Here is a 26,884-nt window from a genome sequence, read left to right on the forward strand (position 1 = left end):
CCGTTACTGTTATTAGAACGGGTACTTAATGACACTTTCCATCATTTGATTTACAAAATGAAAAGCATCAAATTAGGTTCCTGACTTATAAAAATTGTTTAACTAACGTATTACATATTGTAATCAGGAGTTTTAAAAATGGCTATTTCAGTAAACACTAACGTTACTTCATTAAATGCACAACGTAACTTATCTAAATCAGGCGCAGCGTTAAGCCAGTCTATGGAGCGCTTATCGTCAGGTATGCGTATTAACAGTGCAAAAGATGATGCAGCAGGCATGCAAATATCAACGCGTTTAACCTCACAAATTAGTGGGCTAGGTGTGGCACAACGTAATGCTAATGATGGTATTTCAATGGCGCAAACAGCTGAGGGAGCATTACAATCATCGACTGATATTTTACAACGTATGCGTGACTTGTCATTACAATCATCAAATGGTTCGAACTCAAAAACAGACCGTGAAGCACTGCAAAAAGAAGTAACAGCATTACAATCAGAGTTAACCCGTATTTCTGACACCACCACCTTTGGTGGCCAAAAATTATTAAATGGTGATTACGGTACGCAACAGTTTCAGGTCGGCTCTGACAGTAACCAAACTATTGGCGTAACCTTGAAGTCATCAGCAGCAGAGGATATCGGCTTAACTGGTAAGGGTTTTACATTAGCGGCAATTGCTGGTTTTTCAGGGGCGAGTGAAACGGCAAAAACGTTTGCAACGACTGATGGCTTAAGTGTTACAGCGGGTGCCACGACAAATAATATTAATTTGACTACAGGTATGAGTGCAGCCGATTTAGCGGGTCAAGTCAATGGTACTGAAGGTGTTTTTGGTGTCGGAGCCAAGTCTGAAATGTCTGTGGGAGCTTTTTCAGCAACAGCAAATGGCGGGGATACTATAACTCTAAATGTTGCAGGCGTAGAGATTACAGCCGCTTCAGGCATTACCAATAACGCTACTGTTACAAGTTTAGATACCGCTATTGATAGTGCAACAGAGGCCGCATTAGCGGCTAAAGGAATCTCGGCAGCGATAGTAGTGGATGGTTCAGATAACTTATTAGTCTTTACCAATGCTACGGGTGAAAATATTGATGTTACTATGGAGATTAATGGCTCTTCGAGCGATGGTGAGACAGGTACAATTTCAGCGTACGATAGTGATGCCGCTTCACCAGGTAATATTGGTACGGCTGTAGTCGTAACTTCGTTAACAACTGAAACGAAAAGTAAAAGTGCAGCTATAACAGGACGCTTAGATGTTTCTAACGCAGTGTTGGATGTTGATTTCTCTAGTTTAAGTGTTACAGGTAAAGGGACACTTAATGGTGCGACTACATCAAATGCTGTACTTGATACATCGACAAGTTTAAGTTCAATTGCGAAGGTAGATATTTCAACTGCAGGTGGTTCGCAATCAGCAATCGATGTCATTGATGCGGCTTTACAGCAAATTGGTAATGAGCGTGCTGAATTGGGTGCTACACAAAACCGTTTTAGTCAAACTATTGGTAACTTAGCAAACATTCAAGAAAACGCTTCAGCATCACGTAGCCGTATTCAAGATACTGATTATGCGACAGAGACTGCGGCAATGACTAAAAATCAAATATTGCAACAAGCAGGTACATCAATCTTAGCTCAAGCTAACCAATTGCCACAAGCAGCGTTAAGCTTAATCGGTTAATTGAATAGGCATTCGCAAGTAATTAGTAAGATTATTAATTAACCTTACTAATTAGGAAAACATGAGGAAGGCCTATTAGTTAATAGTTCCTTCCTTTTTCCGTATTTACTTGTGATATTTTAGTTTCATGTTTAGGAGTTAGTGATGAGTGCAATAAACACTTCAACGGTTAATAGTATTAATGTTAACTCAAGCAGAGCTGATAATGTTGAAAATGACTTTCAAGCCCACGATAGTTCCGTAGCAAAAAGTCCGATGTCTGATATTGTCACAGGTAACAAAACTATTGAATTAGTGGCTAAGGCGGATAGTTCAGAACAGCAAGGTAAAGTGCTAATATCTTCAGAGCAGCTAGAGAAGGTGGCGCAAAATTTGCAGGATTTTGTTGGTGAAATGAACAAAGGCTTAGAGTTTTCTGTAGATAAAGACTCAGGCCGAGACGTAATTAAAGTAATAGATAAAAAAAGTGGTAATTTAATAAAACAATACCCCACAGAAGAAGTATTAGATTTAGTAGCGAAGCTTTCTGAGGCAACAGGTAATTTTATTAATACTGATGTATAGTTATAAAAGTATCGCCATAGGTAAATGGTGTTTATAACATTTAGTCAATAATATTTAATGAGAATTAATATTATTAATTATAGGTTGCTGTAAGTAGATAGTATAGCTTGTTAATATAGCTATTATAATAGATGAAACGTGGTGGTTTATGCCTAATATTACATTTAATGGTTTAGGATCTGGTTTACAAGTAGCCGACATTGTCAACGCTATTGTAGGCGCTGAAAAAGTGCCCTTTGAAACGAGACTTAATCGTAAAGAAGCGGCAATGACAACAGATATCTCTGCTGTTGGTGCACTTAAATCAGCATTACAAAAAGTGCAAGATTCTATGTCTAATTTAGCGGATGCTGATCGATATCAATTACGTGAAGCAAAAGGTAATGATGATTTCATCTCTATGGCGTCAAATAAAGATGCCGAAGTTGGTAATTATTCGGTAAAAGTAGATACGCTTGCCGAAAAACACAAATTAGTTTCTGTAGGGATCGCCAGTGAAGAGGCTGTCGGTGAAGGTACATTAACTATAAATTCAGGTGATAATAGCTTTGAGGTTGTGGCTTCAGATACGGCGACATTAGCGGATATTCGTGATGCCATAAACGATAGTGACGATAATGATTCAGTCATCGCTACGATTATAACTGATGACGACGGTCAGCATTTAGTGCTCTCGAGCAAAGAAACAGGGCTAGCAAATGCAATTACTATCGTTGTAGATGATGTTGGCGATGTTGGCGTAGATGGCTTTAATAACACCGATGCGGATGGTCTTTCACGTTTAGCCTATGAACCTAATTCTGAATCACCTAATTATTCCTTAAGCATGGATGAAGCAACACCTGCTGTTGACGCACAGATAACCATTGATGGTTCTTTGGTTGTTACTAATAGTACCAATACGTTTACCAACGTGATTGATGGTGTAGATATTACAGCGAAGAAAAAACACAGTGTGGATGATGACTTAAGCAGCGTAACATTAAGTGAGAATAACGCTAATATTGAAGCAGGGATTAATGACTTTGTTAAAAACTACAATAGTCTTTTATCGCTAAGTAAAACGTTAGGGCAAGCAGGAGAAGGCAGTACTGGCCCGCTAGTAGGCGACTCTCTATTAAGAGGCGTTATGAGTAAATTACGTCAACAAGTCAGCACTCCTTTTGAGACCAGTGGTGGTGAAAGCATATCGTTATCGCAGTTAGGTGTTCGAAGTGATCGTTATGGTGTATTGACGTTAGATAAAAGTGACCTAAATGAATTTGTTGCAAAAGATGTAGATGGTATTCAAAACTTTTTTGTTGGCTCTGAATATGCCCCTGGCTTCGCCGCATCAGTTGATACATTGATGAAGTTTTATACAGATTCTGATGGGGTGATTCAAAGTCGAATTGATAGTAAGAAAAACCAATTAGAAAATTTAGATGATGATCGTCTTTCTTTTAGTCGAAGAATGGATGATTTGGAAGCACGACTGTATAGCCAATATAATGCAATGGATTTGTTGGTAGCCAATCTAAATGCTACAGGTAGCTATATTACCGCGCAGTTAGATAATATGCCAGGTGTGGTTAAACAAAATAAGTAAACCCTGAATCTTTAAGTGGAAATGCTTATATTTCAAAATCTTATTTCGAAAGCTCTAGTGTGTTTTTTAATTAGTGTCTGTTTACCCCATTGCTTATTGACTTAATAATAAATGCTACTTTGATTGCAATCCTTTTTTTTGTTAAGTTGAATATATGACTTTCTATAATTAATATAAATTAACTTACAATAAACTAGCAATTTTACTATAGAGTAGTTGCTTGGCTGTTAGTTAAGTTCCAATTGTTCGCGCCCTACCTATGATTGTAATAACGCTGATGACGTCATTGGCAATATCTTCTATGTCTCTTGATGCATCTATTTGAGTTTCCTTTTGTTATTGTTGTTCAAGACTAAGTTGTGAAATTTCAACGATGTCCTTTGTAAAAACTCCTAAACCAGGCTTTAACGGCTTTTCTTTGATCGCAGGACTTGCGTTAGACATAATGCTAAGTGAGATATTACTACTTGCAGTTAATGGGTTAGCAACAGACATATTGCACTCCAGTTTTATTGAACTAGGTAATGACGGTTGCCAATTATTACCTAGCGCATAGTAAAGTATAGTTGTGTTTATTTGAAAATTAAACGTTTTCGTAATGTAGGAGGATATACTTAGCAGTGAACACCAATAAATAAGGTGTTAACTTGCCCGCATGGCCTTGTAAGTGATTGATATTTATGTGATTTACTTATGGTTGATTAGTGTTTTTGATAAGGTTTTGATAAGATTTTGATACTTTTTTACTCTTTTTTAAGTTTAATACTTGCTCAGCTATTTCTTGTTTACAGCTTGCAGAATTGGTTGTTAACTCACTATCAAGGGTAAGCATCTCTTGTAGAAGAGACATGTGTGAACTTATATCTTCACTAGTGTTCTGTTCAAATAAGTCAGTGATTAATATTTGTCTAGCGGTCACTAAGTCAGTTAACTCTTCATTTGAGGGGGTTTCTTCAGTACTTTCTAAAGATGATTCATTTTGAGTGGGCTGTAGACTTGTCTGTACTGATAATATACGCGACAAGAGTTGTCGCGATATATCATTTATTTGTTCAATAAAACGTTTAGTGTTATTTGGCACTAAAAACTAACCTTACCCTGGCTTTCTACAGGAATGGAGTCCCAGCCAGACTTAATAGGCAATAATATTTGGATAACCTCCTCTAGCTTATCAGGGTCATTGTTAGTGCTAGCAACTAATAACTGTTCTGAACAATATTTATAAAGTGAAGCTAAGTTTTCTGAAACTTCACCACCTTGTTTAAAATCAAGAGAGCCCTCTAAAACACCAATAATAGCGATAGCGTTTGATAGTTCAGTGCCTTTTTTTTCAAAATTATTTTGTGAAATTGCGCCTTTAGCGGTAGCGATATTACCTAATAATTTTTGAAATAGCATAGCAACTAATTGATAAGGTGATGCCTGCTGAGCAGTACTTTTATTGGTTTGTTGATACTTTTTAAGTGATGCATGTGTCATAGACACCTCCTCGTTAGCTATACCTTCAGTATAGAAAATTTGTAGAATTGAAACAATACCTTTAGACGTTAACTTTTAAGTTAGCTAACTTAAACTAAAGGTTGGTTATTTACAGTTACCGCAAAGCCTTCATTTTGTGCTTTTTGATAAGCCTGCAGTAACACATCATGAGTTATATCTTCTTTGTTATTTAAAACACCGTTGCTTATTACCTCAATATTATCCCAACCGCGGGTGACTAAATACTCTTCTATTTGCATGATTTGCTGTTCAAAAGGCATTTCTTTTGAGAACATATTGAACTCGTGACGGGTTCCTTTAGTAAACTCTTTATTATCATGCATTAATTCAGCAGTGCCATTTATGATCAACATCTGATTTCCTATTTTTAAGATATGGTTATTGATAAATATAACCATGCTTTTATTATGCCAAACTTGTTAATTTATTAGTTTGTTACTGTTTTTAAAGTTAAGTTATTGAAGTTGATATAAAAATAAAAAATATTTTTCACGGTTCTTTCCGCATTAAAATTGAAAAGTGATTATTTATATTGATTACAACTTTTTGACACTAGTATTAGCTTAACAATTTTAAATATTGATTCTGTTGCAATATTTATTTTTTATCTGTAGTTGTTTTTACACAATAAGCTTGCCATATTTGTATTTATAGGAACTATAGGACTCTGCTATAAACAAATTATCCTGAAGCATTTATCGGCAAATTATTACTTATCTTTAGATATTTTATATTTATATGAAGGTAACGATATTTATCATTAAGATAGAGTCTCGCTATCTGACTTTATTTATCGAGTAAAAATATCATACTATTTAAGTCAATTTTATGACGTTACAGTGTCAATTTATTGTTGCTTATTTACTATATCTCGCTAGAATAAAATTATAGATAACAAAAATATGGTTTTTTTAGATATATGCAGGGTCAAAAACATGTACTTGTCGTTGATAACGACATTGCCAGACGCGATCAAATAGCGACCGTATTATCATTTGTCGGTGAACATTTTTATGTGTGTCCTGAAGATGATATTGAGCAGTATTTTAAAGAAACTGATAATATTCTTACGGTGGTTTTGTGTGGCAAGGTCAGTGATTTACTGGTCGATTTTGTTAAAAAACACCCTGAAACACCTTTTATCCTCCATGATGTACTCGACGCGACTTTATTAAGTGGTGCTGTTAATGTTTTAGGCAGTTTAGCTGTGCCTTTAAATTATGCTCAGCTTACCGAGCAAGTACACCACTGTCATCAATACCATAACCAATTACCCTCAAAGCGAAATCACAACGGTCCTAATTTGTTATTCCGCTCTTTGGTGGGCGCCAGTGAACCTATGTTACAAGTGCGCTTTTTAATTGAACAAGTGGCTAGTACGCAAGCGAGTGTCTTGGTTTTAGGTGAGTCAGGTACGGGTAAAGAAGTTGTGGCACGTAATATTCATAATTTATCTGACCGCGCTAAAGGGCCTTTTGTTCCGGTTAACTGTGGCGCTATACCCGGTGAATTATTGGAAAGTGAATTATTTGGTCATGAAAAAGGTGCCTTTACGGGCGCTATTTCTACCCGTAAAGGGCGTTTTGAAATGGCTGAGGGTGGCACGTTATTTCTTGATGAAATAGGTGATATGCCTCAACCCATGCAAGTGAAGCTACTTCGTGTTCTGCAAGAACGTACTTTTGAGCGTGTCGGTGGCGCAAAGAGTATTAAAACCAATGTGCGTATTATTGCTGCAACCCATCAGCACTTAGAAGATATGATCACCGCGGGCACATTCCGCGAAGATTTATTCTATCGTCTTAATGTTTTTCCTATTGAAACACCGGCATTACGTGATAGAAAAGAAGATATTCCATTACTGATTAAAGAACTTATTTCTCGTTTTGAAGCAGAGCAAGGACAAAGTGTTCGTTTTACTGAGCAAGCGATTGAATCTTTAAAATTACATGCTTGGGCAGGTAATGTTCGAGAATTATCTAACTTAATTGAACGTATGATCATTATGTTTGCTGAGCAAGTGGTTAATGTCAGTGAATTACCAGCAAAGTATCGTCATATTGATGTTGAAGAGTATCAACCTGAATACCCTGATGAGTTGCAAGAACGTGATGCGATAAATGAGCTATTTTCTGGCTTTGATTATGATGACGAAGAAGATACCAGCAGTTTTGCTGACCAACCAGAAGAAGCATCTGTGGTTGATGTTTTGCCAAACGATGGCTTGAATTTAAAAGAATACTTAGCAGATCTTGAAGTGTCGATGATAAACCAAGCACTTGAGAAAAATGACTGGGTTGTTGCACGCTCGGCAGAACTATTAGGGATGCGTCGAACTACATTAGTTGAAAAAATGCGTAAGTATAACTTACAAAAAAACACGAACTAATATCCTACGTTAACCAGGTGTATTGATTGTTATATCCGTTATTACACCAGCCGTTGTACTGGAAAGTATCGCGACGGTTAGCGTCTTTGTCTTTGGTTGAACTGAATATTATTAGACAGTAAAGCCAAATCTTTGACGGCAAGAATTGTTCTAAAAATCGCTTCTAACATCATGTAAATTAATATAAAACCTCTTTGGCATAATTAATGCTTTATTCAGTTGGTATTTTTAAATTGAGTAAAGTATATGGCCGTTGCAGTTTCACATTCATCAGCATCTTCTAAATTGTCTACACCCATTCATTGTGTGGAAGATAATCTGTTTCATAAAGCTAAATTTGTTTTTACTCCGCAGTCATTTGCTCATAGCGATACGTTAGAAAGTGAAGCATACCGTGGCGAGCTATCGTTACTTCGTCAAAAGTCTAATCAACTTGAGCAAATTATTGATGTTATGCCGACCGGGATGATAATGCTTGATGGTAACGGTATTGTTATTAAAACCAATAAAATTGCTAGTTTGTTACTCGATGAACCGATTCTTGGTCAAGCTTGGTTTGATGTTATTAAACGCTCGTTTAAACCTCGTGCCGACGATTGGCATGAAGTGTCATTGAAAGACGGCCGCCGGGTTAAATTAGAAATTACTGCTTTAGGTGATCAACCTGGCCAGTTAATTATGATCACTGATTTGACCGAAACGCGTTTATTACAAGATAAGCTTAGCCATATGCAGCGTTTATCGTCATTAGGTCATTTGGTTTCAAAGCTTGCTCATCAAATTCGCACACCACTTTCTGCCGCTATGTTATATGGTGCAAATTTAAAAAATAAAAAGCTTTCTTCAGACGATCGAAGTAGCTTTCAAGACAAATTAATGGCGCGCTTGCACGACTTAGAACAGCAAGTAAACGATATGTTGTTGTTTTCAAAAAGTGGCAAGCAAAAAGTTGTTGAACCACTTTCAATTAATAAATTGATTACGCATTCAGTTAACGCCGTAGAAGCATTAATCGTTCAGGCCAAAGCGAAAGTAAACATTAAGCTTTGTGATGATGATTGCCAAATCTTAGGTAATAAACGTGCGTTAAGCGGTGCTATTGAAAACTTAATTCACAACAGTTTACAAGTTATTAAGCAGGGTGCGGAGATTTCCATTACCACCTACTGCCAAAATGAATACGCTTATATTAGTGTACAAGATAATGGTCAAGGTATTAGTGAAGAGCTTGCCAATAAAATTTTTGAACCTTTCTATACATCAAGGGCACAGGGAACCGGCTTAGGTTTAGCGGTGGTAAAGTCAGTTGCTAAGGCTCATCAAGGCGATGTTCGCTTAGTGAGTAAGCCAGGAGAGGGCGCGCACTTTTGTATTCACTTACCTATTTTAGACACAAACAATGTTAACGGGGAGAACACTAATGAATCAAAGTAAAATATTAGTTGTTGAAGATGATGCAGGATTACGTGAAGCCCTGATGGATACTTTAAAGTTATCAGGTTATCAATGTATTGAAGCTCAATCAGGTGAAGATGCTTTACTCACGCTTAAAGAACAAAGTGTTGATCTCGTCGTTAGTGACGTGCAAATGGATGGTATGTCGGGCTTAACACTGCTCAATAGTATTAAAAGAAATTGGCCAAATTTACCTGTGCTGATAATGACGGCATACGGTACGATTCATGATGCTGTTCAAGCGATGCGTGATGGCGCCTGTAATTATATGGCAAAACCTTTTGCGCCAGAAGTGCTACTCAATATGGTTAACCAATATGTGCCATTGAATGTGACTAGTCGGCATGAACCTGTGGTTGCTGACGCACAAAGTATTGAACTATTAGCGTTAGCAAAGAAAGTCGCGACCACAGATGCTTCTGTTATGGTGCTCGGCCCCAGTGGCTCTGGCAAGGAAGTATTAGCACAATACGTTCATTACCATTCGAACCGAAGTGATAAGCCCTTTGTTGCTATAAACTGTGCTGCAATTCCAGAGAATATGCTGGAAGCGACTTTATTTGGTTATGAAAAAGGTGCCTTTACCGGAGCCATTCAAGCGTGCCCAGGTAAATTTGAACAAGCACAGGGCGGTACTATTTTATTAGACGAGATCACTGAAATGGATCTTGGCTTACAAGCAAAAATTTTACGGGTCTTACAAGAGCGAGAAGTTGAACGCTTAGGAGGTCGTAAAACAATTAAGCTTGATGTTCGTGTTATAGCAACCAGCAACCGTGATTTAAGAGTTGCTGTAAAAGATGGTATATTCCGTGAAGATCTCTACTACCGTTTAAATGTCTTTCCATTAACTTGGTTAGCATTAAATAAACGCAGAGATGATATTGTGCCATTAGCCAAACATTTAATTACTCAAGCATCGTTAGCGAATAACATGGCTATTCCAGAACTAACCGCTTCGGCGAGAAATAAACTGACGAGTTACGATTGGCCAGGCAATGTTCGTGAATTAGACAATGTTATTCAACGAGCCATTATTTTGCATAGCGACCAGATTATTAATGCCGGTGACTTGTTAATTGAAAATTTCGACAGTGAAATTATTACTGATGTGGCGTTAGAAAATAATAGCGAAGACATGCTTGGTAATGAATTAAAAGTACAAGAGCATCAAATTATTCTTGATACCCTCACCGCTTGCCAAGGTAGCCGTAAAGATGTTGCTGAACGATTAGGCATTAGCCCTAGAACGCTTCGCTATAAAATAGCAAGAATGCGTGATTCGGGCATTCAAATACCAGCCTAACAATAGCTAAAAAGGGTAATATTCCTATAAAGCCAATATTTTCATTTAAAATATTGGCTTTACTGTTATTTGCAGTTTTCACTCATTAAACCTTCCATAACCTCGATAATTCTTTAATTCTCATACTGGCACCATGCTTGCAATATCATCGTTATATCGTTACTTAAACCGTTATTTATAGGCTTAGTAGCAAAAAATTGACACAAGTGAGTAGCTCATGAATATCGATACCAATTCTTTATACGCACAAATGCAAAGTATGTCGCTTGGAAACTCTTCGTTGCAGGGGGCTTCATTTGAAAAAATGGGCAATAACCTTGGTATGGGAGACAGCGCTATTCCAGCGCTGAATAAGTCGACCAGTAATTTTGGCGATATGCTTAAAGATGCGGTGAATAATGTCAATGATATTCAAAAAGAGTCTGGAGCAAAGAAAATAGCTTTTGAAATGGGCGACCGAAGCGTTACGCTCGCTGATACCATGGTTGCTTCCGCTAAAGCTGGTATTGCTTTTGATGCCACCGTACAAGTACGTAATAAGTTTGTTGAAGCATATAAAGAAATAATGAATATGCCAGTTTAACAATACCTTAGTATAAAATAGATAGTATTTCGTAATAAAATCAAGTGGTAGTGGAGAAATTAAGTGGCTGATACTGATAATAATTCAATGGTTGCTGCCGATGGCGGCACCGGGTTAATGGCAAGTGATGGTGCTGATAATATGGCTGATGAGCAAAAATCAGGCTTTGCTTCTGCTATGGGTAATGTCGATTTATTACGCCAAGTCACCTTAATTATGGCATTAGCAATATGTTTAGCTATCGCTGTTTTTGTTATTATGTGGGCAAATCAAGCCGAATATAGATTTCTTGCCAAACAACCTACCGAACAATTAATCAAAACAATGGACTTTCTAGACGCTAACCAAGTGGATTATCGTCAAGCAAACAACACTATTTCAGTACAAAGTGATCAATATCAAGAAATTAAAATTTTACTCGCTCGTGAAGGTTTATCTGATGAACCAACAGAAGGTAGTGAAATTATTATGCAAGATATGGGTTTTGGTGTCAGCCAGCGCCTTGAAACAGAACGTCTTAAGTTTTCTCGTGAGCAGCAATTGGCTCGCACCATTGAAGAACTGCAAGCTATCTCTAGAGCAAAAGTCTTACTGGCGATACCCCGCGAAAATATTTTTGCTAAACGCACCCGCAGCGCATCTGGCACTGTGGTACTAACTATGCGTAAAGGGCGGATGTTATCTGAAGAAGAAGTTGACTCTGTTGTTGATATTATTGCTTCTGCCGTTCAGGGAATGGAGCCTAACCGAGTTACAGTGACAGATCAAAATGGTCGTTTACTTAATTCAGGCTCACAAACCTCTGTTTCTTCTCGCTCACGCAAAGAGTTTGAAATGGAGAAAAAAAGAGAAAATGAATATTTAAACAAAATAGACAGCATACTCATCCCTGTTGTTGGCTTAGGGAACTACACCGCACAAGTTAATGTGACTATGGATTTCACCTCAAGTGAAGAAATGCAGCGTCGTTATAATTCAGATTTACCGGCACTGCGCAGTGAAATGAAAGTCGAAGACAACACGATTGGCGGTTTACTTGGTGGTATTCCTGGAGCGTTAAGCAATCAGCCACCACTGGATTCAAATATTCCAGAAAATGCGAATGGTGGTGCACAACAAAGATCAATGCCTGGTCGTAAACACCTTGAATCAACAAAAAATTATGAATTAGACGAAGCTATCAGCCATACCAAACAACAAGCAGGTGTCGTTCGTCGAGTAAGCGTTTCTGTTGCACTTGATTACTTGGCAACTGCTGATGCTGAAGGCGCGATTACCGATTCACCGAGATCTGTTGAAGAAATGTCAAATATTCGTCGCTTATTACAAGGGAGTATTGGTTTTAATTTACAACGTGGTGATGTATTAGAAGTTGTTACCTTGCCATTCTCTCGTCAAATTATTGAGGATGCTCCTAAAGTTCCTTTCTATGAGAATGCCGACATATTAAAGTTTTTCAAATTAGGCATGGGCGCATTAGTGATTATTGTATTGATACTTGCCGTTGTTAAACCTATGCTTAAACGTCTTATTAACCCTGATCAAACACCTGATGACTACGGTGATAAATCACTCGATAGCCACATTGATTTGGGTGATGAAACCATGGATATGCTAACATCAGATTTTGATGCGGCGGCAGTAGGTTTTGCACCTGATGGTAGTTTACAATTACCTGATTTACATCGCGATGAAGATATACTAAAAGCTGTTCGAGCGCTTGTTGCTAATGAGCCTGAACTTTCCTCTCAAGTGGTTAAAAGTTGGTTGAACGAAGATGAGTGATGAAATGCAAGAGTTAGCCCCTGCACCTAAGGGTTTTGACGTTGACAAACTTGATGGTGCAGAGAAAGCTGCGATATTATTACTAAGTTTATCTGAAGAAGATGCCGCGCAAATATTAAAACACTTAGAGCCTAAGCAGGTTCAACAAGTGGGCATGGTTATGGCTGCTATGGAAGATTTCACCCAAGAAAAAATTACCGCTGTTCATAAGCTCTTTATCCATGAAATACAAAACTTCAGTACCATTGGCTTCCAAAGTGAAGAATTCGTTCGCAAGGCATTAACTGCAGCATTAGGTGAAGACAAAGCCGGTAATTTAATTGATCAAATTGTCATGGGAGGCGGCGCAAAAGGTTTAGATTCATTGAAATGGATGGACTCAAAACAAGTAGCCAATATTATTCGTAACGAGCATCCTCAAATTCAAACCATTGTACTTTCCTATTTAGACCCTGATCAATCGGCTGAAATTATGAGCCAGTTTGCCGAAAAAGTGCGTTTAGATTTAATGATGCGTATTGCCAACCTTGAAGAAGTTCAACCGGCAGCATTACAAGAACTTAATGAAATTATGGAAAAACAGTTTGCCGGTCAAGCAGGTGCACAAGCCGCTAAAATGGGCGGTTTAAAAGCAGCAGCTGACATTATGAACTATTTGGATACCAATGTTGAAGGTATGCTAATGGATTCAATTCGTGAACATGACGAAGAGATGAGTCAACAAATTCAAGACTTGATGTTTGTTTTCGAAAACCTTGCCGATGTAGACGACCGTGGTATTCAAGCGATATTACGTGAAGTACAACAAGATGCGTTGATGAAAGCAATTAAAGGCGCAGATGATGTGCTGAAAGAAAAAATTATGGCTAATATGTCCAAACGTGCCGCTGAAATGCTGGCAGATGACCTTGAAGCTATGGGACCTGTGCGTATTAGTGAAGTTGAAGCCGCACAAAAAGAAATATTATCTGTTGCTCGACGATTATCTGACGCTGGAGAAATTATGCTTGGCGGCGCTGGTGGTGGTGATGAGTTCTTATAAACCTTATATTTTTAGGTCAGTCAAAACTTACTGTTATAAAATATTATGAAATTATTAAATAAATCGAATGCTGAAGTTATTAAACATAATCCCGAACAAGAAACCGATGTTTGGTCATTGCCGACGGTTGAATCTGAAAATAAAATTAAAGATGAAACAACCAATGCTATGGGAAAGAAAGCCGCTTGGCGTTTCGAGCCCCCTGAAGATTTTGTTGAAGAAGAAATCGCGCCATTAACGGCAGAAGATATTGAAAACATTCGTCAAGCTGCATTTGATGAAGGCCTTAATCAGGGTAAGGAAGAAGGTTTTGCTAAAGGTTATGAAGAAGGTAAAGTCTCTGGCCATGAAGAAGGTGTGGTACTTGGTCACCAAGAAGGGCTTGAAACCGGCTTAGCCGAAGCAAAAGAAAGTATTGATGAACAATCAGCTGCATGGGCGTCACTTACTGAACAGCTTCATAAGCCATTACTCGATGTCGAAAAAAATGTTGAACAACAATTACTTTATCTTGTCGTAGAACTCACCGAAGCGATTACCTTAGAAGAAGCTAAAACTAACCCTGATATTATTATTGCTGCGATTTCTGCGGGTATAAAAGCTTTACCTAGCCAAGAAGCGCAAACGCAAATTTTATTACACCCCAACGATATTAAACGTGTTGAAAAGCAATTTGGCGCTAAACATGTGCAAGAACAAGGTTGGCGTTTACTCGCTGCCCCGCAATTAGTTCCGGGTAGCTGTCAAATTGAAAATAGCACCTCTAATATCGACCTGAGTGTTAAATCTCGAATAAAAGAAGTATTGGACTCGTTTTTGCAAGATGCACTACATCAGTAATTTCTTGTACAAAAGAGTCAAAATACCGCTATGGTTGATATTTCTCGCCTTAATGAAAGACTAAAAAACTGCCAAGAATTTGTGCACCCGCATAAAGTCTCTGTTGCTGGGCGTTTAGTCCGAGTAGTCGGATTAACGCTTGAAGCTGTTGGCGTAAAAGCGGCAGTTGGTAGCCAATGTTTAGTCGAAACGGCACAAGGCGATTTAATCGCTGAAATTGTTGGTTTTTCTAAAGACATAACTTTTCTAATGCCAGAGCAAAGCTTACAAGGTGTTTTACCGGGTGCGCGCGTTGTGCCACTGACAACTAAAGCTCGCTTACCCTTTTCAATGGATTTACTTGGCCGAGTCGTTGACGGTGTTGGTAAACCACTCGACGGCAAAGGGCCAATCAAGAACTCAGGCAATTATCAAATAAACAATAAGCCGATTAATCCGTTATCAAGGCGTGGTATCACTGAACCGCTTGATGTCGGTGTGCGCGCTATTAATAGTTTTTTAACGGTTGGTATTGGTCAGCGTATGGGCTTATTTGCCGGCTCAGGTGTCGGTAAAAGTGTCTTGTTAGGTATGATGACACGCGGCACAACTGCTGATGTTATCGTTGTGGGGCTAATTGGCGAACGTGGTCGAGAAGTTAAAGAGTTTATCGAAGAAATTTTAGGCGAAGAAGGGCGAGCACGTTCAGTTGTTGTTGCGGCGCCTGCCGATAATTCGCCATTAATGCGTTTAAAAGGCTGTGAAACTGCGGTACAAATTGCTGAGTACTTTCGTGATCAAGGTCTGAATGTCTTGCTACTGGTTGACTCGCTAACGCGTTATGCCCAAGCGCAACGAGAAATAGCACTGGCTGTCGGCGAACCACCGGCAACCAAAGGTTATCCGCCTTCGGTCTTTTCAAAGTTACCCCAACTGGTTGAACGAGCCGGTAATGGTGGCGATGGTCAGGGATCAATTACCGCATTTTTCACCGTATTAACCGAAGGTGATGATTTACAAGATCCGATTGCTGATGCGGCGCGTGCTATTTTAGATGGACATATTGTTTTATCTCGTGCCTTAGCCGATTCAGGGCATTACCCCGCTGTTGATATTGAAGGCTCGATTAGCCGTGTTATGCCGATGGTGACCAGTGATGAGCATCAACAACTTGCTCGGCAACTAAAGCAAGTCTACTCACTATACCAGCAAAATAAAGATTTGATTGCTATTGGCGCTTATAGCCGTGGTAATGATCCTCGCATTGATCAATCCATTGATTTAATGCCGGTGATCAAGTTCTTCCTACAACAAAAAATGTTGGAAATTATTCCTTATGATCAAAGCTTAACGCAACTTCAAGAAATACTTTCTGCAGCGCAAGCACACGCGCAAGCAAAACAAGGCCAGCAAAATGCCTAAGCATAATAACGTTAACACTATTTTCGAAAAATTTATTAGCTGTTTAGCATTATCTAGGAGGACGTTATGCCATTAAAGCAACTGAATACCTTACATCGCTATGAACAGGATAAAGAAAAAAAAGCAGCGCAAGCACTGCAAACTGCTGAATTTGAATACCAACAAAATCTTGAACGTTTACAAAGTGTCAGTGACTATCGTCTTGAATATATGAAACGTTTGAATGCTCGCTCTATGGTGGGTATTGATAGCGCGACGTTTAGTCATTTTCATGCCTTTATTGCCAAGCTCGATTATGCTGCTGGGCAAGTTGATATTGCGATTATGCAGAGTAAGGCGATGGTGGAAAAGAGCAAACAGCTCTGGCTAGCGCAGCGACAAAAAATTCAAGCGGTAGAATTACTGCTTGATAAAAAAACACAAGCGCTCACTCTTATCGCTAACAAGCAAGAACAAAAAATGTTTGATGAAATTGCTACTCAACAATTTGTCCGTCGTAAAATGCGGGGGTAAAGTGAATTAAATAGTAATTTCTAAGTGGAACAATACTTGCTTATTTAACTAATATAAAAAGTATTCGCAATAAACGACGTTGTCATCATTGTAAATATAGCTCAAATTTACCATTGAAATAAAAAGGTTTACTATGCCGCAAGTTACTCCATTAGCCATAGATATCTCGCCAAGTAAGGACTTTAGCCCTGTTCAGTCAGGAGCGATTAGCACATCCAAAAATTCAACTAAAGATTTTGCACAAATGGTTGACCAGCATTATCAAAGTCAACAAAGCGGCAAAAAGCAACAGGCAAGCGGCAATAACATGAAACTTGCTAGCGAAATTAATGCTGAAAAGAAAGTACCCCAAGAAAAATCTTCCACAACGGATGTGCAACCAAAAGAAAAGCAAATGGGTGGAGTTTCTGATGAGAAGGTTAATACAGAAATTAACCAAAGCGAAGCTTCAGAAAGATTGCCTTATGATGATACAGCGACTAGTGAAAAAAATGTTCGAGTAGAAAATAGCCAAGAAGAAACACCGGAACACAAAGCTAGCGGATTAATTAATCTTGATACTAATTCCACCGCACCTGAAAATACAGATAAAAGTACCGAGCAATTAATGTCGTTGTTATCTGCGTCACAACAACTATTAAATGATACGGTGAAAAATGACGGTGCGATACCATCACAACTTAATGAAAAACCATCAATAGTTGTGGCTGGTAGTCATCAACAAGAAAAAACACAGTTAGCAGCAATGTTAAGGCAAGTGCTTGGTGGCAATAGCCAAGAAAATGTAGCGACCAGTGATAATACCCTAGCAAAAGATAGCCTTGCGCCAGAGTTAGCTAAATCATTAACCGTTCCAGTAACGGTTAACAGTGAAATGCCAGCAAAGAAAGTTGACCTAGCTAGCGAACCCAAAGTCGTTGCTGATAAAGTTGTGCAAGGGGAGGCTGAATTAGCTTTATCTGCATTATTGGAGAAAAAAACAAACAGTGAAGGACAAGATCCCTCGCTAAAAACAACGAATGTTAATGGCCAACTTTCCACGCAATCCGTTCCTCCTGCTCAAAGCGAAACGTCGTTAAAAGCAGAGCCGATTGTAGATAAAACCAATAATGTACCGAAACAGGCGATGCCTTTAAGTGATCTTGAAGCGCTATTAGCGGATATGGAAAAAGCGCCCACGGATACTGAACTTGAACAAATTAAAGCTGCACTTATCGCCAATCAAGACAAAGCTATAATTCCTGATAAAAGTAATCAAAGTATCAGCAATAGTAAAACGTCGGTCGATAAAGAGTTGGCTGGAGCGGTATTGCCTGTAACCCTTAAAAATGAAAGCTTGGTTAACGAAATAGCAATTGATGCTGATAAGGTCAATACGGATAATGTTGTTTTTTCAAGTGTAGCTGTTCCAGGTGAAAAACAAGCTCAGGAAAATAACGCAAATAATAGTCGAGGGGTTAATCAGATAAACCAGAAAACCCTTGAAACACAAAATTTAAATGCCGGTGAACAATTTAAAGAGCCAGCTAAAGATCAGTCGGCAGAGCAACAAAACCAAAAGCAGGCACAAAGCTTAACTCAGCTTGATAAAGTGGCTAACAATGATGCTCAAGTCAAAGAAAAAACTATTAATGAAATATTTGATAAGAAACAAGTCAGTACAAGTATTGAGAATACTCTTAATAGAGATATGCATCGAGCCAATAATGAAGTAACCAAATCTACGGCTTCTGCGGAGGAAATGATCACTAAATTAACCAGTGACCATGTGCAATCAACGGCCCAATCAGCAACAAATGCCAAGCAAGTGACAGCGTTACAAAATGAAGCCTTATCGGTATACCGTAAAGACTTTACTGGCGCATTGAATGATAAAGTCATGGTAATGATGAACCAAAAGCTTCAGCAGGTTGAAATTCGTCTTGACCCACAAGAATTAGGTAATGTGAACGTAAAAATAAATCTGCAAAATGAGCAGGCGGTTGTTAATTTTACTGTTCAAAATCAGCAGGCTAAAGAAGCGTTCGATCAAAATTTAGGGCGATTAAAAGAGATGCTTGCTGAAAGTGGCGTCAATGTCGGTGATGCGAATGTCGAACAGCAAAGTAAACAAAATAATAATGAAGAAGAACTCGGTGAAGGTCGCCAAGGTGGTGGTGACGGTAACGAGAATGAATTTTCAGATTTAAGTGATACTCAAACACTACATTTGGTTAAAGGTTCGTCAACTGGTATAGATTACTACGCATAAATGACAAAACTCATTGGCTCGCTGACCATTCAACGATATAGTTGACTGAAAGTAATTTTAACATTTAAATAGATAATAAAGGCTTGATGATGGCTGATGATAAAGGCGAAGGTAAAGAATTAGAATTAGACGGTAAAGGCAAAAGCAAAAAGATGATCATTATCATTGCTGCTGTTGTGATATTGGCTGTTGGCGGTGGAGCGGCTTATTTTTTTCTGGCTGGAGATGATGCTGTTTCTCAAGAGCAACTTGATGCTGAGCTAGACGGTGATAGTGCCAGTGAAGGCGAAGCCGTTGAAAGTGTTAGTGCCAGTACAGGCTCTGCGCTTTATGTACCTATGCCAAGACCTTTTCGCTTTAATGTTCCTGGCGCTGCCCGCGACAGATTTGTAGAAATCAGAGTGCAATTATTAGTACGTGGCTCTGATAATGAAGAAGCGGCAAAGAAGCATGTACCATTAATTGAAAGTACTTTACTAGCGACTTTTTCTCAATCAAATGCCGATGATTTAGCAACCAGTGCCGGAAAAACCTCATTGAAACAGAAATCTTTAATAGAAGTTCATAAAATTATGAAAGAAGTTGAAGGTAGCAATGTGGTTGAAAAAGTATTATTTACCGGTTTTGTAATGCAATAAGGCTATGCGATAAAACAATGCATTTAATTAAAGAGACTATTCAGTGAGTGATTTATTATCTCAAGACGAAATTGATGCGCTATTACACGGTGTTGATGACGTTGAAGAAGAGGAGCTAGTTGAAGACTTTGCCCGTGAAGCTGGCAGCACGTCTGACTATGACTTTTCATCACAAGATCGCATTGTTCGTGGCCGGATGCCAACACTGGAAATGGTTAACGAACGTTTTGCACGCCATATGCGTATCAGTTTATTTAATATGATGCGCCGCACTGCTGAAGTATCAATTAATGGTATTCAGATGATCAAGTTTGGCGAATATGTTCATACCTTATTCGTGCCAACAAGCTTAAATATGGTACGTTTTCGCCCATTAAAAGGCACCGCATTAATTACCATGGAAGCACGGCTGGTCTTTATTTTAGTCGATAATTTTTTTGGTGGCGATGGTCGCTATCATGCAAAAATTGAAGGTCGTGAATTTACGCCAACAGAGCGTCGTATTATTCAAATGCTGTTAAAGTTAATTTTTGAAGATTACAAAGAAGCTTGGTCACCCGTGATGGATGTCTCTTTTGAGTATTTAGATTCTGAAGTTAACCCGTCGATGGCCAATATTGTTAGTCCTACCGAAGTGGTAGTGATCAGCTCTTTTCATATTGAACTTGATGGTGGTGGTGGTGATTTTCACATTGCTTTGCCTTACTCAATGCTCGAACCTATCCGTGAGCTACTTGATGCCGGTGTACAGAGTGATAAAGAAGATACCGACATGCGATGGTCGAAAGCCCTACGCGATGAAATAATGGATGTTCCCGTTGAATTAACCACTAAATTTATCTCTGTAGACCTACCTTTACAAAAGATTATGGACTTAGAGAAGGGCGATATTATTCCTATTGAGATGCCAGAACATATTACGGTATTAATTGAAGGTTTACCGTCGTTTAGAGCAAAACTAGGCCGTAGTCGCGATAATGTTGCGATTAAAATATCTGAAAAAATTAAACGTCCTGAATCAGTGAAAAACGAATTAACGATATTAACTAAAGGAGGTAAGCGCCTAGATAGCGACGCTGAATTACATCTTTTAGAAGACGATTTCGATTATTAATAATTTTATTAAAGCAGCAGTAAACAAAAAAATAAATTTGAGGCCAATGGCATGAGTGATAAAGACGATGATTTAGGCATGTGGGATGAAGCGATGGATGAACAAGCCGAAGCTGCAGCCAAAGCCGAAACTGTTGAGTTAGAAGAGCTTGAAGAAGATGCACCAATAACGGGTGATGAAAAACGTAAACTGGATGCGATTTTAGATATTCCGGTGACTATTTCAATGGAAGTTGGACGTAGTCATATTAGCATTCGTAATTTATTACAGTTAAACCAAGGCTCTGTTGTTGAGCTTGACCGAGTTGCGGGTGAATCCCTCGATGTATTGGTCAATGGTACGTTAATCGCGCATGGTGAAGTTGTTGTGGTAAACGATAAGTTTGGTATTCGATTAACCGATGTTATTAGCCAAATTGAACGTATTAAAAAGTTGAAGTAATACTGATGCGTTTTTTACTTTTTAGCTTGTTAAGCTTACTTACTTTTTTGGGCCATGCTCAAGAAAGTATCGTCGCAACAACCGTCGTTGAAACAGACGACGCTCCCGTGATAGCGCAAACAGCACCGGCGACCGTTGAAGTAGGACGACATGTTATGGGTAATATTGATGCCGGTAGCATGATCGTTTCATTATTGGCGGTACTCGTTGCTATCGTTATTGTTGCTTGGCTATTAAAAAAGCTTCAAGTAGGGGGCACCTCAGTAAATGGTTTGAAAGTGGTGACTAGTTTAAATTTAGGCTCCAAAGAACGATTAGTGGTGGTGCAAGTGGGTAAAAAACAATTGTTACTCGGTGTTACCGGTCAACAAATTAATATACTTGATACGCTAGCCGAACCTATTGAAGTTAAAAGTGGTGTGCCGATAGAACTTAGCCAAACATTAGCACGCTTTAGCCGTAATTCTGCGAATAAAGCCAATAGTGAAAAATACTCATGAAAGACTCGATATTAAACGATGGTGCTAAAACGGCGCAATGTTCTGCTAACGCAATGGCAAAAAGAAATCCACTCGAAAATTTACTGATCCGTTTATTTTCTGTAAAAGGTTTTATTTTTTTATTTTTCCTCCTTGTTGCTTTTTTTGCCAGTCAAACGGTATTAGCCGCTGATGATTTGGGTATGTCGGCATTGAAGCTGACCACTAACCCTGACGGTTCACAAGAATATACGGTAACCCTGCAAATATTAATGTTTATGACCGCATTAGGCTTTATTCCTGCTGCGATTATTATGATGACCTCTTTTACCCGTATTGTCGTGATCATGGCCATTTTAAGACAAGCGATAGGATTACAACAAACACCGTCTAATCAGGTGGTTATAGGTTTAACGCTTTTTATGACCATGTTCATTATGACGCCTGTCTATAATGAAATAAATCAACGAGCGATTGAACCTTATTTAGCCGACCAAATGACATCAGTAGAAGCCATAGATAGTGCAAAAATTCCTTTAAGAGCGTTTATGCTTGAACAAACCAGAATTAAAGATCTACAAACCTTAGCCAATATGGCGGGTATTGTTGAAGTTGATCAACCCACTGATTTACCGATGACCGTGATTATTCCTGCCTTTATTATTAGCGAGTTAAAAACGGCTTTTCAAATAGGTTTTATGCTCTTTATTCCTTTTTTGATTATTGATTTAGTCGTTGCTAGTATTTTAATGGCAATGGGTATGATGATGCTATCGCCGATGATCGTTTCTTTGCCCTTTAAGCTAATGTTATTTGTGCTGGTAGATGGTTGGAACTTGGTGATAGGCACTATCGCAACGAGTTATGGCATGGGGAGTATTTAATGAATCCAGAAGTTTTTGTCGACATACTCAGTGATGCACTATTTTTAGTGATTGTTTTGGTGTCTGCGATTATTATTCCGGGTTTGTGTGTCGGCTTAATCGTTGCTGTATTTCAAGCGGCAACATCGATTAATGAACAAACATTAAGCTTTTTACCTCGATTAATCGTGACACTTTTAGCCCTTATCTTTGGAGGGCATTGGTTAGTACAAAAACTCATGGATTTTACTATCCGACTGATTGCAAGTATACCCAGTGTGGTGAGCTAGTGGAATTCACCGAGTCAGTTGTGATGCAATATATTGCTGACTTTATTTTACCTTTCGCGCGCATTTCTGCGCTTATTATGGCAATGATTGGCTTTGGTTCTAAAATCATTCCAGGTAAAGTTAAAATTTTTCTGTGCCTAACATTAACGGTCGCCGTTATGCCGGCAATCCCGCCAACACAAGTTGGCAGCCTGATTTCTTTTGAAACAGCGCTGCTTATGTTTGAACAAATGGTTATTGGTGTTGCGCTTGGCCTAGTTACCGTTATGGTACTTAATACTTTTACCTTAGCGGGTCAAATTATTGCTATGCAAACGGGCTTAGGTTTTGCTTCACTCGTTGACCCGGTTAGTGGCATGAATGTTCCTGCTGTTGGCCAATTTTTCTTGATTCTATCTACCCTGATGTTTTGGGCAATGGACGGACATTTAGCCTATATACAATTTATTGTTGCCAGTTTTGAAACCTTGCCCATCGGGGAGTACAAGTTTACGGCCGATAAATTTAAAGAAGTGGTTGAATGGGGCGAGTGGATGTTTGTTACCGCGTTATCGTTAGCATTAGCGCCGCTAACGGCTATGTTATTGATTAACTTTTCTTTTGGAGTTATGACGCGAGCAGCCCCGCAATTAAATATTTTTGCGATAGGTTTTCCGGTAACTATGTGTGCTGGTTTGTTAATTATGTGGTTAACTATGGGTAACTTTTTTACGCATTATGAATTGCAATGGCAACGTGCACTCGACTTTAGCTGTTACCTCATTAATTGTAAGGCAAACTAATGGCTGATGCAGGTAGCGGTGAAAAAACAGAAGAACCTACGGCTAAGAAAATTGCTGATGCGAGAAAAAAAGGTCAAATAGCACGTTCAAAAGATTTAGGCACTATGTTTGTGTTGGTGGGGAGTGCTGTTGCAATAATGCTGGTTGGCGGTATGTTAACTGAAAGCTTAGCCGGAATTATGAAACGGTCATTTAGCTTGAGCCGTGAAGAAGTCATGGACATTCATGCGTTATACAATGTGCTTAGGGGCTCGGTAGGCACGTTAGTTGCTCCAATGTTGTGGATATTCTCTATTATTATCGTCGCCGCTTTTATTGGCAATACTATGTTGGGAGGGATGAGTTTTTCTTCTGAGGCTATGGCGCCAAAGGCTAGTAAATTGTCACCTTTAGCCGGTTTAAAGCGTATGTTTGGCATAAAAGCTTTAGTCGAGTTATTCAAGTCGTTAATGAAGTTTTTTGTGGTTTTTATTGTCGCGTATCTGTTGTTGAGTAGTTTGTTTCCAGAAATATTAGGTCTTAGTTTGGAGCTGATCCCACTGAGTTTAGAGCACTCGGTAACTTTATTACAATGGATGTTTTTAGCATTAGCCTTATCGGTAGGTATTATTGCTGCGATTGATGCGCCCTATCAAACTTGGGATCACAACCGTCAGTTAAAAATGACTAAGCAAGAAATTAAAGACGAAATGAAAAATTCTGAGGGTAGTCCTGAAATCAAAGGTCGTATTCGTCGTACTCAATATGAAATGTCGCAGCGTAAAATGATGCAAGAAGTGCCAGACTCTGATGTGGTTATCACCAATCCGACGCATTATGCGGTTGCGTTGAAATATGATGTCACCGCCGGTGGTGCGCCAATGTTAGTGGCAAAAGGTATTGATGAAATGGCGATGCATATTCGTACTATCGCTAAAGAAAATAATGTTGAAATTATTGCTTCTCCGGCATTAGCACGGTCTTTATATTATAGCGCAGACGCCAATCAAGAAATCCCAGAAGAGCTCTTCGCTGCGGTTGCTCAAGTGTTAGCTTTTATTTTTCAACTTAACGAACATAAAAAAGGTAAAGCCAAAAGGCCGACACCGATTGCAAAAAACCTTCCTATCCCCGATGAGTTCAAATATTAATGCTCTTTATAATCATTGGGTTAAGTGTTTTGTTGTCGATTTATCCATCACTCTAATTATATTTAATCGACGTTGGTCTACTTATTGCTATTTCATGGTATGCGTCAAAAAAATATCATAAGAGTAATATGCAGTTAATTACTTCATTTAAAGAGTTCAAAAAAAGTAAAATAAACCTATTTTCTGGTTTAGGTACGCCAATATTAATTATGGCGGCGCTTGGTATGGTTATTTTACCTATGCCGGCATTTTTACTCGATATACTTTTTTCTTTTAATATTGCCTTATCTTTGGTGGTATTACTGATCACCGTTTATACCTTAAAGCCTCTTGAATTTGGCTCTTTTCCTGCCGTACTGTTAATTGCCACTATTTTACGTTTAGCACTAAATGTCGCGAGTACACGAGTGGTGCTACTTGAAGGTCATGAAGGGCCTGATGCTGCGGGTAAAGTTATTGAAGCCTTTGGCTCTGTGGTTATTGGAGGTAACTATGCGGTTGGTTTAGTGGTTTTTGTTATATTAATCATTATTAACTTTGTGGTTGTTACTAAAGGTGCTGGGCGTATTGCTGAAGTAACCGCGCGTTTTACCCTCGATGCTATGCCCGGTAAGCAAATGGCAATCGATGCTGATTTGAATGCTGGCTTTATTACCGCTGACCAAGCAAGAGAAAGACGTATCGAAGTCACCAGTGAAGCTGATTTCTATGGCTCAATGGATGGTGCCAGTAAGTTTGTTAAAGGTGATGCGGTTGCCGGCATATTAATTTTATTGATTAATATTATCGGTGGACTCGTTATCGGTATGGTACAACACGATTTAAGCTTTGACAGAGCGGTTGAAATATACACCTTATTAACGATTGGAGACGGCCTAGTAGCGCAAATTCCAGGTCTACTTTTATCGGTAGGTACGGCGATTGTTGTTACGCGACAAAATACCTCTCAGGACATGGGCGAGCAAGTCAGCAGTCAATTAGGTCAAGAACGTTCTTTGTATATTGCTGCCGCCGTTATGTTTGTCATGGGTGTTATTCCGGGCATGCCACACTTTGCATTTTTATTCTTTGCTTTTATGATCGCTGGAACCGCCTTTTTAAGTGGAAAGTACAAAATTGCCAAAGAAAAACAATTAGCGGATAAATCAGATGCTGAACAGGTTGAAACCCAGCAACAAGAAGCAGAAGTAAAAGACTTAGGTTGGGACGATGTTAACCATGTTGACATTATCGGCTTAGAAATTGGTTATCGCCTAATACCTCTAGTAGATAAATCTCAAGGTGGGGAACTCCTTAACCGTATTAAAGGTGTTCGTAAAAAACTTTCCCAAGAATTTGGCTTTCTAGTGCCAGCGGTACATATTCGCGATAATCTTGATTTAGACCCTAATGTTTATCAAATATCATTAATGGGCGTGACTATCGGTGAAGCTGAAATTAGACACGATCATGAATTAGCGATAAATCCAGGGCAAGTGTTTGGCAAACTTGACGGCGTGGCAACAATCGATCCTGCTTTTGGACTAGAAGCAGTATGGATAAAACCAGCACAACGCGAACATGCTCAGTCTTTAGGCTATACCGTGGTTGACGCATCAACTGTCCTTGCCACTCATTTAAGTCAAATACTAACAAATAACGCGGCACAGTTACTTGGTCATGAAGAAGTACAAAACCTTCTTGATATGCTAGGCAAAAATTATCCTAAATTAATTGAAGGGTTCATCCCTGATGTTTTATCACTGGGTACTTTGGTTAAAGTACTACAAAACCTAATGAATGAAGGTGTTGCTGTTCGTGATATGCGCAGTATTATTCAAACGTTAGTTGAATATGGTCCTAAGTCCCAAGACCCTGAAATTTTAACCGCCGCTGTTCGTATTACCTTGCGTAAATTCATTGTTCAAGAGTTAGTGGGACCCGTGACTGAGGTACCTGTCATAACTTTGGCGCCAGAGTTGGAACAGATGTTGCACCAGTCTATGCAAATGGCTGGCGACGATGGTGCTGGCATTGAACCAGGTTTAGCAGAACGGTTACAGAAATCATTAGCTGATGGTGCTCAACAACAAGAAATGGCGGGTGATACGCCAATATTGTTAACCTCAGGGATTTTAAGAGCGGTACTGGCTAAATTTGTTAAATATACTATTCCAGGCTTGCGGGTGATTTCATACCAAGAAATTCCTGATGATAAGCAGATAAAAATAGTAAGCGCCATAGGTCAATAATTACGAT

26 protein-coding genes are annotated in these 26,884 nt (G+C 38.9%); 22 read left to right on the forward strand and 4 right to left on the reverse strand.

All coding sequences use genetic code 11. From position 1 onward, the window contains the following. Nucleotides 1-138: 138 nt before the first annotated feature. The 3 genes from H4J62_RS00675 to fliD all read left to right on the forward strand — a co-directional run bounded on the left by H4J62_RS00675 (nucleotide 139) and on the right by fliD (nucleotide 3,844). The gene (locus H4J62_RS00675) at nucleotides 139-1,692 is read left to right on the forward strand and encodes a flagellin (RefSeq protein ID WP_182231309.1); all 1,554 of its coding nucleotides are present in this window, start codon (nucleotides 139-141) and stop codon (nucleotides 1,690-1,692) included. A 144-nt stretch (nucleotides 1,693-1,836) separates the two neighbouring features. Continuing rightward, complete coding sequence (locus H4J62_RS00680) at nucleotides 1,837-2,256, forward strand: flagellar protein FlaG (protein ID WP_259365003.1); 420 nt, start codon at nucleotides 1,837-1,839, stop codon at nucleotides 2,254-2,256. Nucleotides 2,257-2,404: 148 nt separating this feature from the next. Next, nucleotides 2,405-3,844, forward strand: a complete 1,440-nt coding sequence (gene fliD / locus H4J62_RS00685) for a flagellar filament capping protein FliD (RefSeq protein WP_182213502.1) — start codon at nucleotides 2,405-2,407, stop codon at nucleotides 3,842-3,844. Between the two features lie 336 nt (nucleotides 3,845-4,180). Here the strand turns inward: fliD and H4J62_RS00690 are convergent, their stop codons facing one another. The 4 genes from H4J62_RS00690 to H4J62_RS00705 all read right to left on the reverse strand — a co-directional run bounded on the left by H4J62_RS00690 (nucleotide 4,181) and on the right by H4J62_RS00705 (nucleotide 5,697). Further along, nucleotides 4,181-4,339 (reverse strand): hypothetical protein, encoded by a 159-nt coding sequence (locus tag H4J62_RS00690; protein ID WP_182213504.1) that lies wholly within the window; start codon nucleotides 4,337-4,339, stop codon nucleotides 4,181-4,183. A gap of 196 nt (nucleotides 4,340-4,535) precedes the next feature. Continuing rightward, nucleotides 4,536-4,925, reverse strand: a complete 390-nt coding sequence (locus H4J62_RS00695; protein ID WP_182213506.1) for a hypothetical protein — start codon at nucleotides 4,923-4,925, stop codon at nucleotides 4,536-4,538. Further along, nucleotides 4,925-5,323: a flagellar export chaperone FliS gene (gene fliS, locus H4J62_RS00700; RefSeq protein WP_182213508.1), complete on the reverse strand. Its 399-nt coding sequence runs from the start codon at nucleotides 5,321-5,323 to the stop codon at nucleotides 4,925-4,927. Before fliS ends, H4J62_RS00695 begins: the two co-directional genes overlap by 1 nt. Before the next feature lie 89 nt (nucleotides 5,324-5,412). Next, on the reverse strand, nucleotides 5,413-5,697 hold the full coding sequence (locus tag H4J62_RS00705; protein ID WP_182213510.1) for a hypothetical protein: 285 nt from the start codon (nucleotides 5,695-5,697) through the stop codon (nucleotides 5,413-5,415). A gap of 566 nt (nucleotides 5,698-6,263) precedes the next feature. On the opposite strand from H4J62_RS00705, the gene H4J62_RS00710 reads away from it, so the two are divergent. The 19 genes from H4J62_RS00710 to flhA all read left to right on the forward strand — a co-directional run bounded on the left by H4J62_RS00710 (nucleotide 6,264) and on the right by flhA (nucleotide 26,877). Continuing rightward, a complete protein-coding gene (locus tag H4J62_RS00710; protein ID WP_182213512.1) occupies nucleotides 6,264-7,733 on the forward strand; it encodes a sigma-54 dependent transcriptional regulator in 1,470 nt (489 codons plus the stop codon). A gap of 246 nt (nucleotides 7,734-7,979) precedes the next feature. Next, on the forward strand, nucleotides 7,980-9,167 hold the full coding sequence (locus H4J62_RS00715) for a PAS domain-containing sensor histidine kinase (RefSeq protein ID WP_182213514.1): 1,188 nt from the start codon (nucleotides 7,980-7,982) through the stop codon (nucleotides 9,165-9,167). Then, the gene (locus H4J62_RS00720) at nucleotides 9,154-10,494 is read left to right on the forward strand and encodes a sigma-54 dependent transcriptional regulator (RefSeq protein WP_182213515.1); all 1,341 of its coding nucleotides are present in this window, start codon (nucleotides 9,154-9,156) and stop codon (nucleotides 10,492-10,494) included. Before H4J62_RS00715 ends, H4J62_RS00720 begins: the two co-directional genes overlap by 14 nt. 217 nt (nucleotides 10,495-10,711) lie before the next feature. Next, on the forward strand, nucleotides 10,712-11,077 hold the full coding sequence (fliE, locus tag H4J62_RS00725) for a flagellar hook-basal body complex protein FliE (RefSeq protein WP_070374634.1): 366 nt from the start codon (nucleotides 10,712-10,714) through the stop codon (nucleotides 11,075-11,077). Nucleotides 11,078-11,140: 63 nt separating this feature from the next. Beyond that, nucleotides 11,141-12,862 carry a flagellar basal-body MS-ring/collar protein FliF gene (fliF, locus tag H4J62_RS00730; protein ID WP_070374633.1) on the forward strand — a complete coding sequence of 574 codons (1,722 nt, stop codon included), beginning with the start codon at nucleotides 11,141-11,143 and terminating at the stop codon, nucleotides 12,860-12,862. Beyond that, nucleotides 12,855-13,904: a flagellar motor switch protein FliG gene (fliG, locus tag H4J62_RS00735; RefSeq protein WP_070374632.1), complete on the forward strand. Its 1,050-nt coding sequence runs from the start codon at nucleotides 12,855-12,857 to the stop codon at nucleotides 13,902-13,904. The genes fliF and fliG overlap by 8 nt, the downstream gene beginning before the upstream one ends. A gap of 45 nt (nucleotides 13,905-13,949) precedes the next feature. Further along, nucleotides 13,950-14,744 carry a flagellar assembly protein FliH gene (gene fliH / locus H4J62_RS00740; RefSeq protein WP_070374631.1) on the forward strand — a complete coding sequence of 265 codons (795 nt, stop codon included), beginning with the start codon at nucleotides 13,950-13,952 and terminating at the stop codon, nucleotides 14,742-14,744. Nucleotides 14,745-14,774: 30 nt separating this feature from the next. Continuing rightward, nucleotides 14,775-16,145, forward strand: a complete 1,371-nt coding sequence (gene fliI, locus H4J62_RS00745) for a flagellar protein export ATPase FliI (RefSeq protein WP_070374630.1) — start codon at nucleotides 14,775-14,777, stop codon at nucleotides 16,143-16,145. Nucleotides 16,146-16,211: 66 nt separating this feature from the next. After that, complete coding sequence (fliJ, locus tag H4J62_RS00750) at nucleotides 16,212-16,658, forward strand: flagellar export protein FliJ (RefSeq protein ID WP_070374629.1); 447 nt, start codon at nucleotides 16,212-16,214, stop codon at nucleotides 16,656-16,658. A 133-nt stretch (nucleotides 16,659-16,791) separates the two neighbouring features. Beyond that, a complete protein-coding gene (locus tag H4J62_RS00755; protein WP_182213517.1) occupies nucleotides 16,792-18,909 on the forward strand; it encodes a flagellar hook-length control protein FliK in 2,118 nt (705 codons plus the stop codon). Between the two features lie 89 nt (nucleotides 18,910-18,998). Further along, nucleotides 18,999-19,547 carry a flagellar basal body-associated protein FliL gene (fliL, locus tag H4J62_RS00760; protein WP_182213519.1) on the forward strand — a complete coding sequence of 183 codons (549 nt, stop codon included), beginning with the start codon at nucleotides 18,999-19,001 and terminating at the stop codon, nucleotides 19,545-19,547. Between the two features lie 43 nt (nucleotides 19,548-19,590). After that, nucleotides 19,591-20,661 carry a flagellar motor switch protein FliM gene (gene fliM / locus H4J62_RS00765; protein ID WP_146799119.1) on the forward strand — a complete coding sequence of 357 codons (1,071 nt, stop codon included), beginning with the start codon at nucleotides 19,591-19,593 and terminating at the stop codon, nucleotides 20,659-20,661. Nucleotides 20,662-20,712: 51 nt separating this feature from the next. Then, a complete protein-coding gene (fliN, locus tag H4J62_RS00770) occupies nucleotides 20,713-21,102 on the forward strand; it encodes a flagellar motor switch protein FliN (protein WP_070374625.1) in 390 nt (129 codons plus the stop codon). Nucleotides 21,103-21,107: 5 nt separating this feature from the next. Then, nucleotides 21,108-21,602 carry a flagellar biosynthetic protein FliO gene (fliO, locus tag H4J62_RS00775; protein ID WP_070374624.1) on the forward strand — a complete coding sequence of 165 codons (495 nt, stop codon included), beginning with the start codon at nucleotides 21,108-21,110 and terminating at the stop codon, nucleotides 21,600-21,602. A 182-nt stretch (nucleotides 21,603-21,784) separates the two neighbouring features. Further along, nucleotides 21,785-22,465 carry a flagellar type III secretion system pore protein FliP gene (fliP, locus tag H4J62_RS00780; protein ID WP_259364650.1) on the forward strand — a complete coding sequence of 227 codons (681 nt, stop codon included), beginning with the start codon at nucleotides 21,785-21,787 and terminating at the stop codon, nucleotides 22,463-22,465. After that, complete coding sequence (gene fliQ / locus H4J62_RS00785) at nucleotides 22,465-22,734, forward strand: flagellar biosynthesis protein FliQ (protein ID WP_070374623.1); 270 nt, start codon at nucleotides 22,465-22,467, stop codon at nucleotides 22,732-22,734. Before fliP ends, fliQ begins: the two co-directional genes overlap by 1 nt. Beyond that, nucleotides 22,734-23,516 (forward strand): flagellar biosynthetic protein FliR, encoded by a 783-nt coding sequence (gene fliR / locus H4J62_RS00790; RefSeq protein WP_182213520.1) that lies wholly within the window; start codon nucleotides 22,734-22,736, stop codon nucleotides 23,514-23,516. Before fliQ ends, fliR begins: the two co-directional genes overlap by 1 nt. Beyond that, nucleotides 23,516-24,646: a flagellar biosynthesis protein FlhB gene (gene flhB, locus H4J62_RS00795; RefSeq protein WP_182213522.1), complete on the forward strand. Its 1,131-nt coding sequence runs from the start codon at nucleotides 23,516-23,518 to the stop codon at nucleotides 24,644-24,646. The genes fliR and flhB overlap by 1 nt, the downstream gene beginning before the upstream one ends. A gap of 128 nt (nucleotides 24,647-24,774) precedes the next feature. After that, a complete protein-coding gene (flhA, locus tag H4J62_RS00800; RefSeq protein WP_182213523.1) occupies nucleotides 24,775-26,877 on the forward strand; it encodes a flagellar biosynthesis protein FlhA in 2,103 nt (700 codons plus the stop codon). The last annotated feature ends 7 nt before the right edge of the window (nucleotides 26,878-26,884 follow it).

It is taken from the genome of Colwellia sp. BRX8-5, assembly GCF_014077325.1.
GTDB lineage: Bacteria > Pseudomonadota > Gammaproteobacteria > Enterobacterales > Alteromonadaceae > Colwellia_A.

Coding starts and splice junctions, on each gene's coding strand:
- H4J62_RS00675 (WP_182231309.1), top strand. CDS start 139: ATGGCTATTTCAGTAAACACTAACGTTACTTCATTAAATGCACAACGT.
- H4J62_RS00680 (WP_259365003.1), top strand. CDS start 1,837: ATGAGTGCAATAAACACTTCAACGGTTAATAGTATTAATGTTAACTCA.
- fliD (WP_182213502.1), top strand. CDS start 2,405: ATGCCTAATATTACATTTAATGGTTTAGGATCTGGTTTACAAGTAGCC.
- H4J62_RS00690 (WP_182213504.1), bottom strand. CDS start 4,339: ATGTCTGTTGCTAACCCATTAACTGCAAGTAGTAATATCTCACTTAGC.
- fliS (WP_182213508.1), bottom strand. CDS start 5,323: ATGACACATGCATCACTTAAAAAGTATCAACAAACCAATAAAAGTACT.
- H4J62_RS00705 (WP_182213510.1), bottom strand. CDS start 5,697: ATGTTGATCATAAATGGCACTGCTGAATTAATGCATGATAATAAAGAG.
- H4J62_RS00710 (WP_182213512.1), top strand. CDS start 6,264: ATGCAGGGTCAAAAACATGTACTTGTCGTTGATAACGACATTGCCAGA.
- H4J62_RS00715 (WP_182213514.1), top strand. CDS start 7,980: ATGGCCGTTGCAGTTTCACATTCATCAGCATCTTCTAAATTGTCTACA.
- H4J62_RS00720 (WP_182213515.1), top strand. CDS start 9,154: ATGAATCAAAGTAAAATATTAGTTGTTGAAGATGATGCAGGATTACGT.
- fliE (WP_070374634.1), top strand. CDS start 10,712: ATGAATATCGATACCAATTCTTTATACGCACAAATGCAAAGTATGTCG.
- fliG (WP_070374632.1), top strand. CDS start 12,855: ATGAGTGATGAAATGCAAGAGTTAGCCCCTGCACCTAAGGGTTTTGAC.
- fliH (WP_070374631.1), top strand. CDS start 13,950: ATGAAATTATTAAATAAATCGAATGCTGAAGTTATTAAACATAATCCC.
- fliI (WP_070374630.1), top strand. CDS start 14,775: ATGGTTGATATTTCTCGCCTTAATGAAAGACTAAAAAACTGCCAAGAA.
- fliJ (WP_070374629.1), top strand. CDS start 16,212: ATGCCATTAAAGCAACTGAATACCTTACATCGCTATGAACAGGATAAA.
- H4J62_RS00755 (WP_182213517.1), top strand. CDS start 16,792: ATGCCGCAAGTTACTCCATTAGCCATAGATATCTCGCCAAGTAAGGAC.
- fliL (WP_182213519.1), top strand. CDS start 18,999: ATGGCTGATGATAAAGGCGAAGGTAAAGAATTAGAATTAGACGGTAAA.
- fliN (WP_070374625.1), top strand. CDS start 20,713: ATGAGTGATAAAGACGATGATTTAGGCATGTGGGATGAAGCGATGGAT.
- fliO (WP_070374624.1), top strand. CDS start 21,108: ATGCGTTTTTTACTTTTTAGCTTGTTAAGCTTACTTACTTTTTTGGGC.
- fliP (WP_259364650.1), top strand. CDS start 21,785: ATGTCGGCATTGAAGCTGACCACTAACCCTGACGGTTCACAAGAATAT.
- fliQ (WP_070374623.1), top strand. CDS start 22,465: ATGAATCCAGAAGTTTTTGTCGACATACTCAGTGATGCACTATTTTTA.
- flhB (WP_182213522.1), top strand. CDS start 23,516: ATGGCTGATGCAGGTAGCGGTGAAAAAACAGAAGAACCTACGGCTAAG.
- flhA (WP_182213523.1), top strand. CDS start 24,775: ATGCAGTTAATTACTTCATTTAAAGAGTTCAAAAAAAGTAAAATAAAC.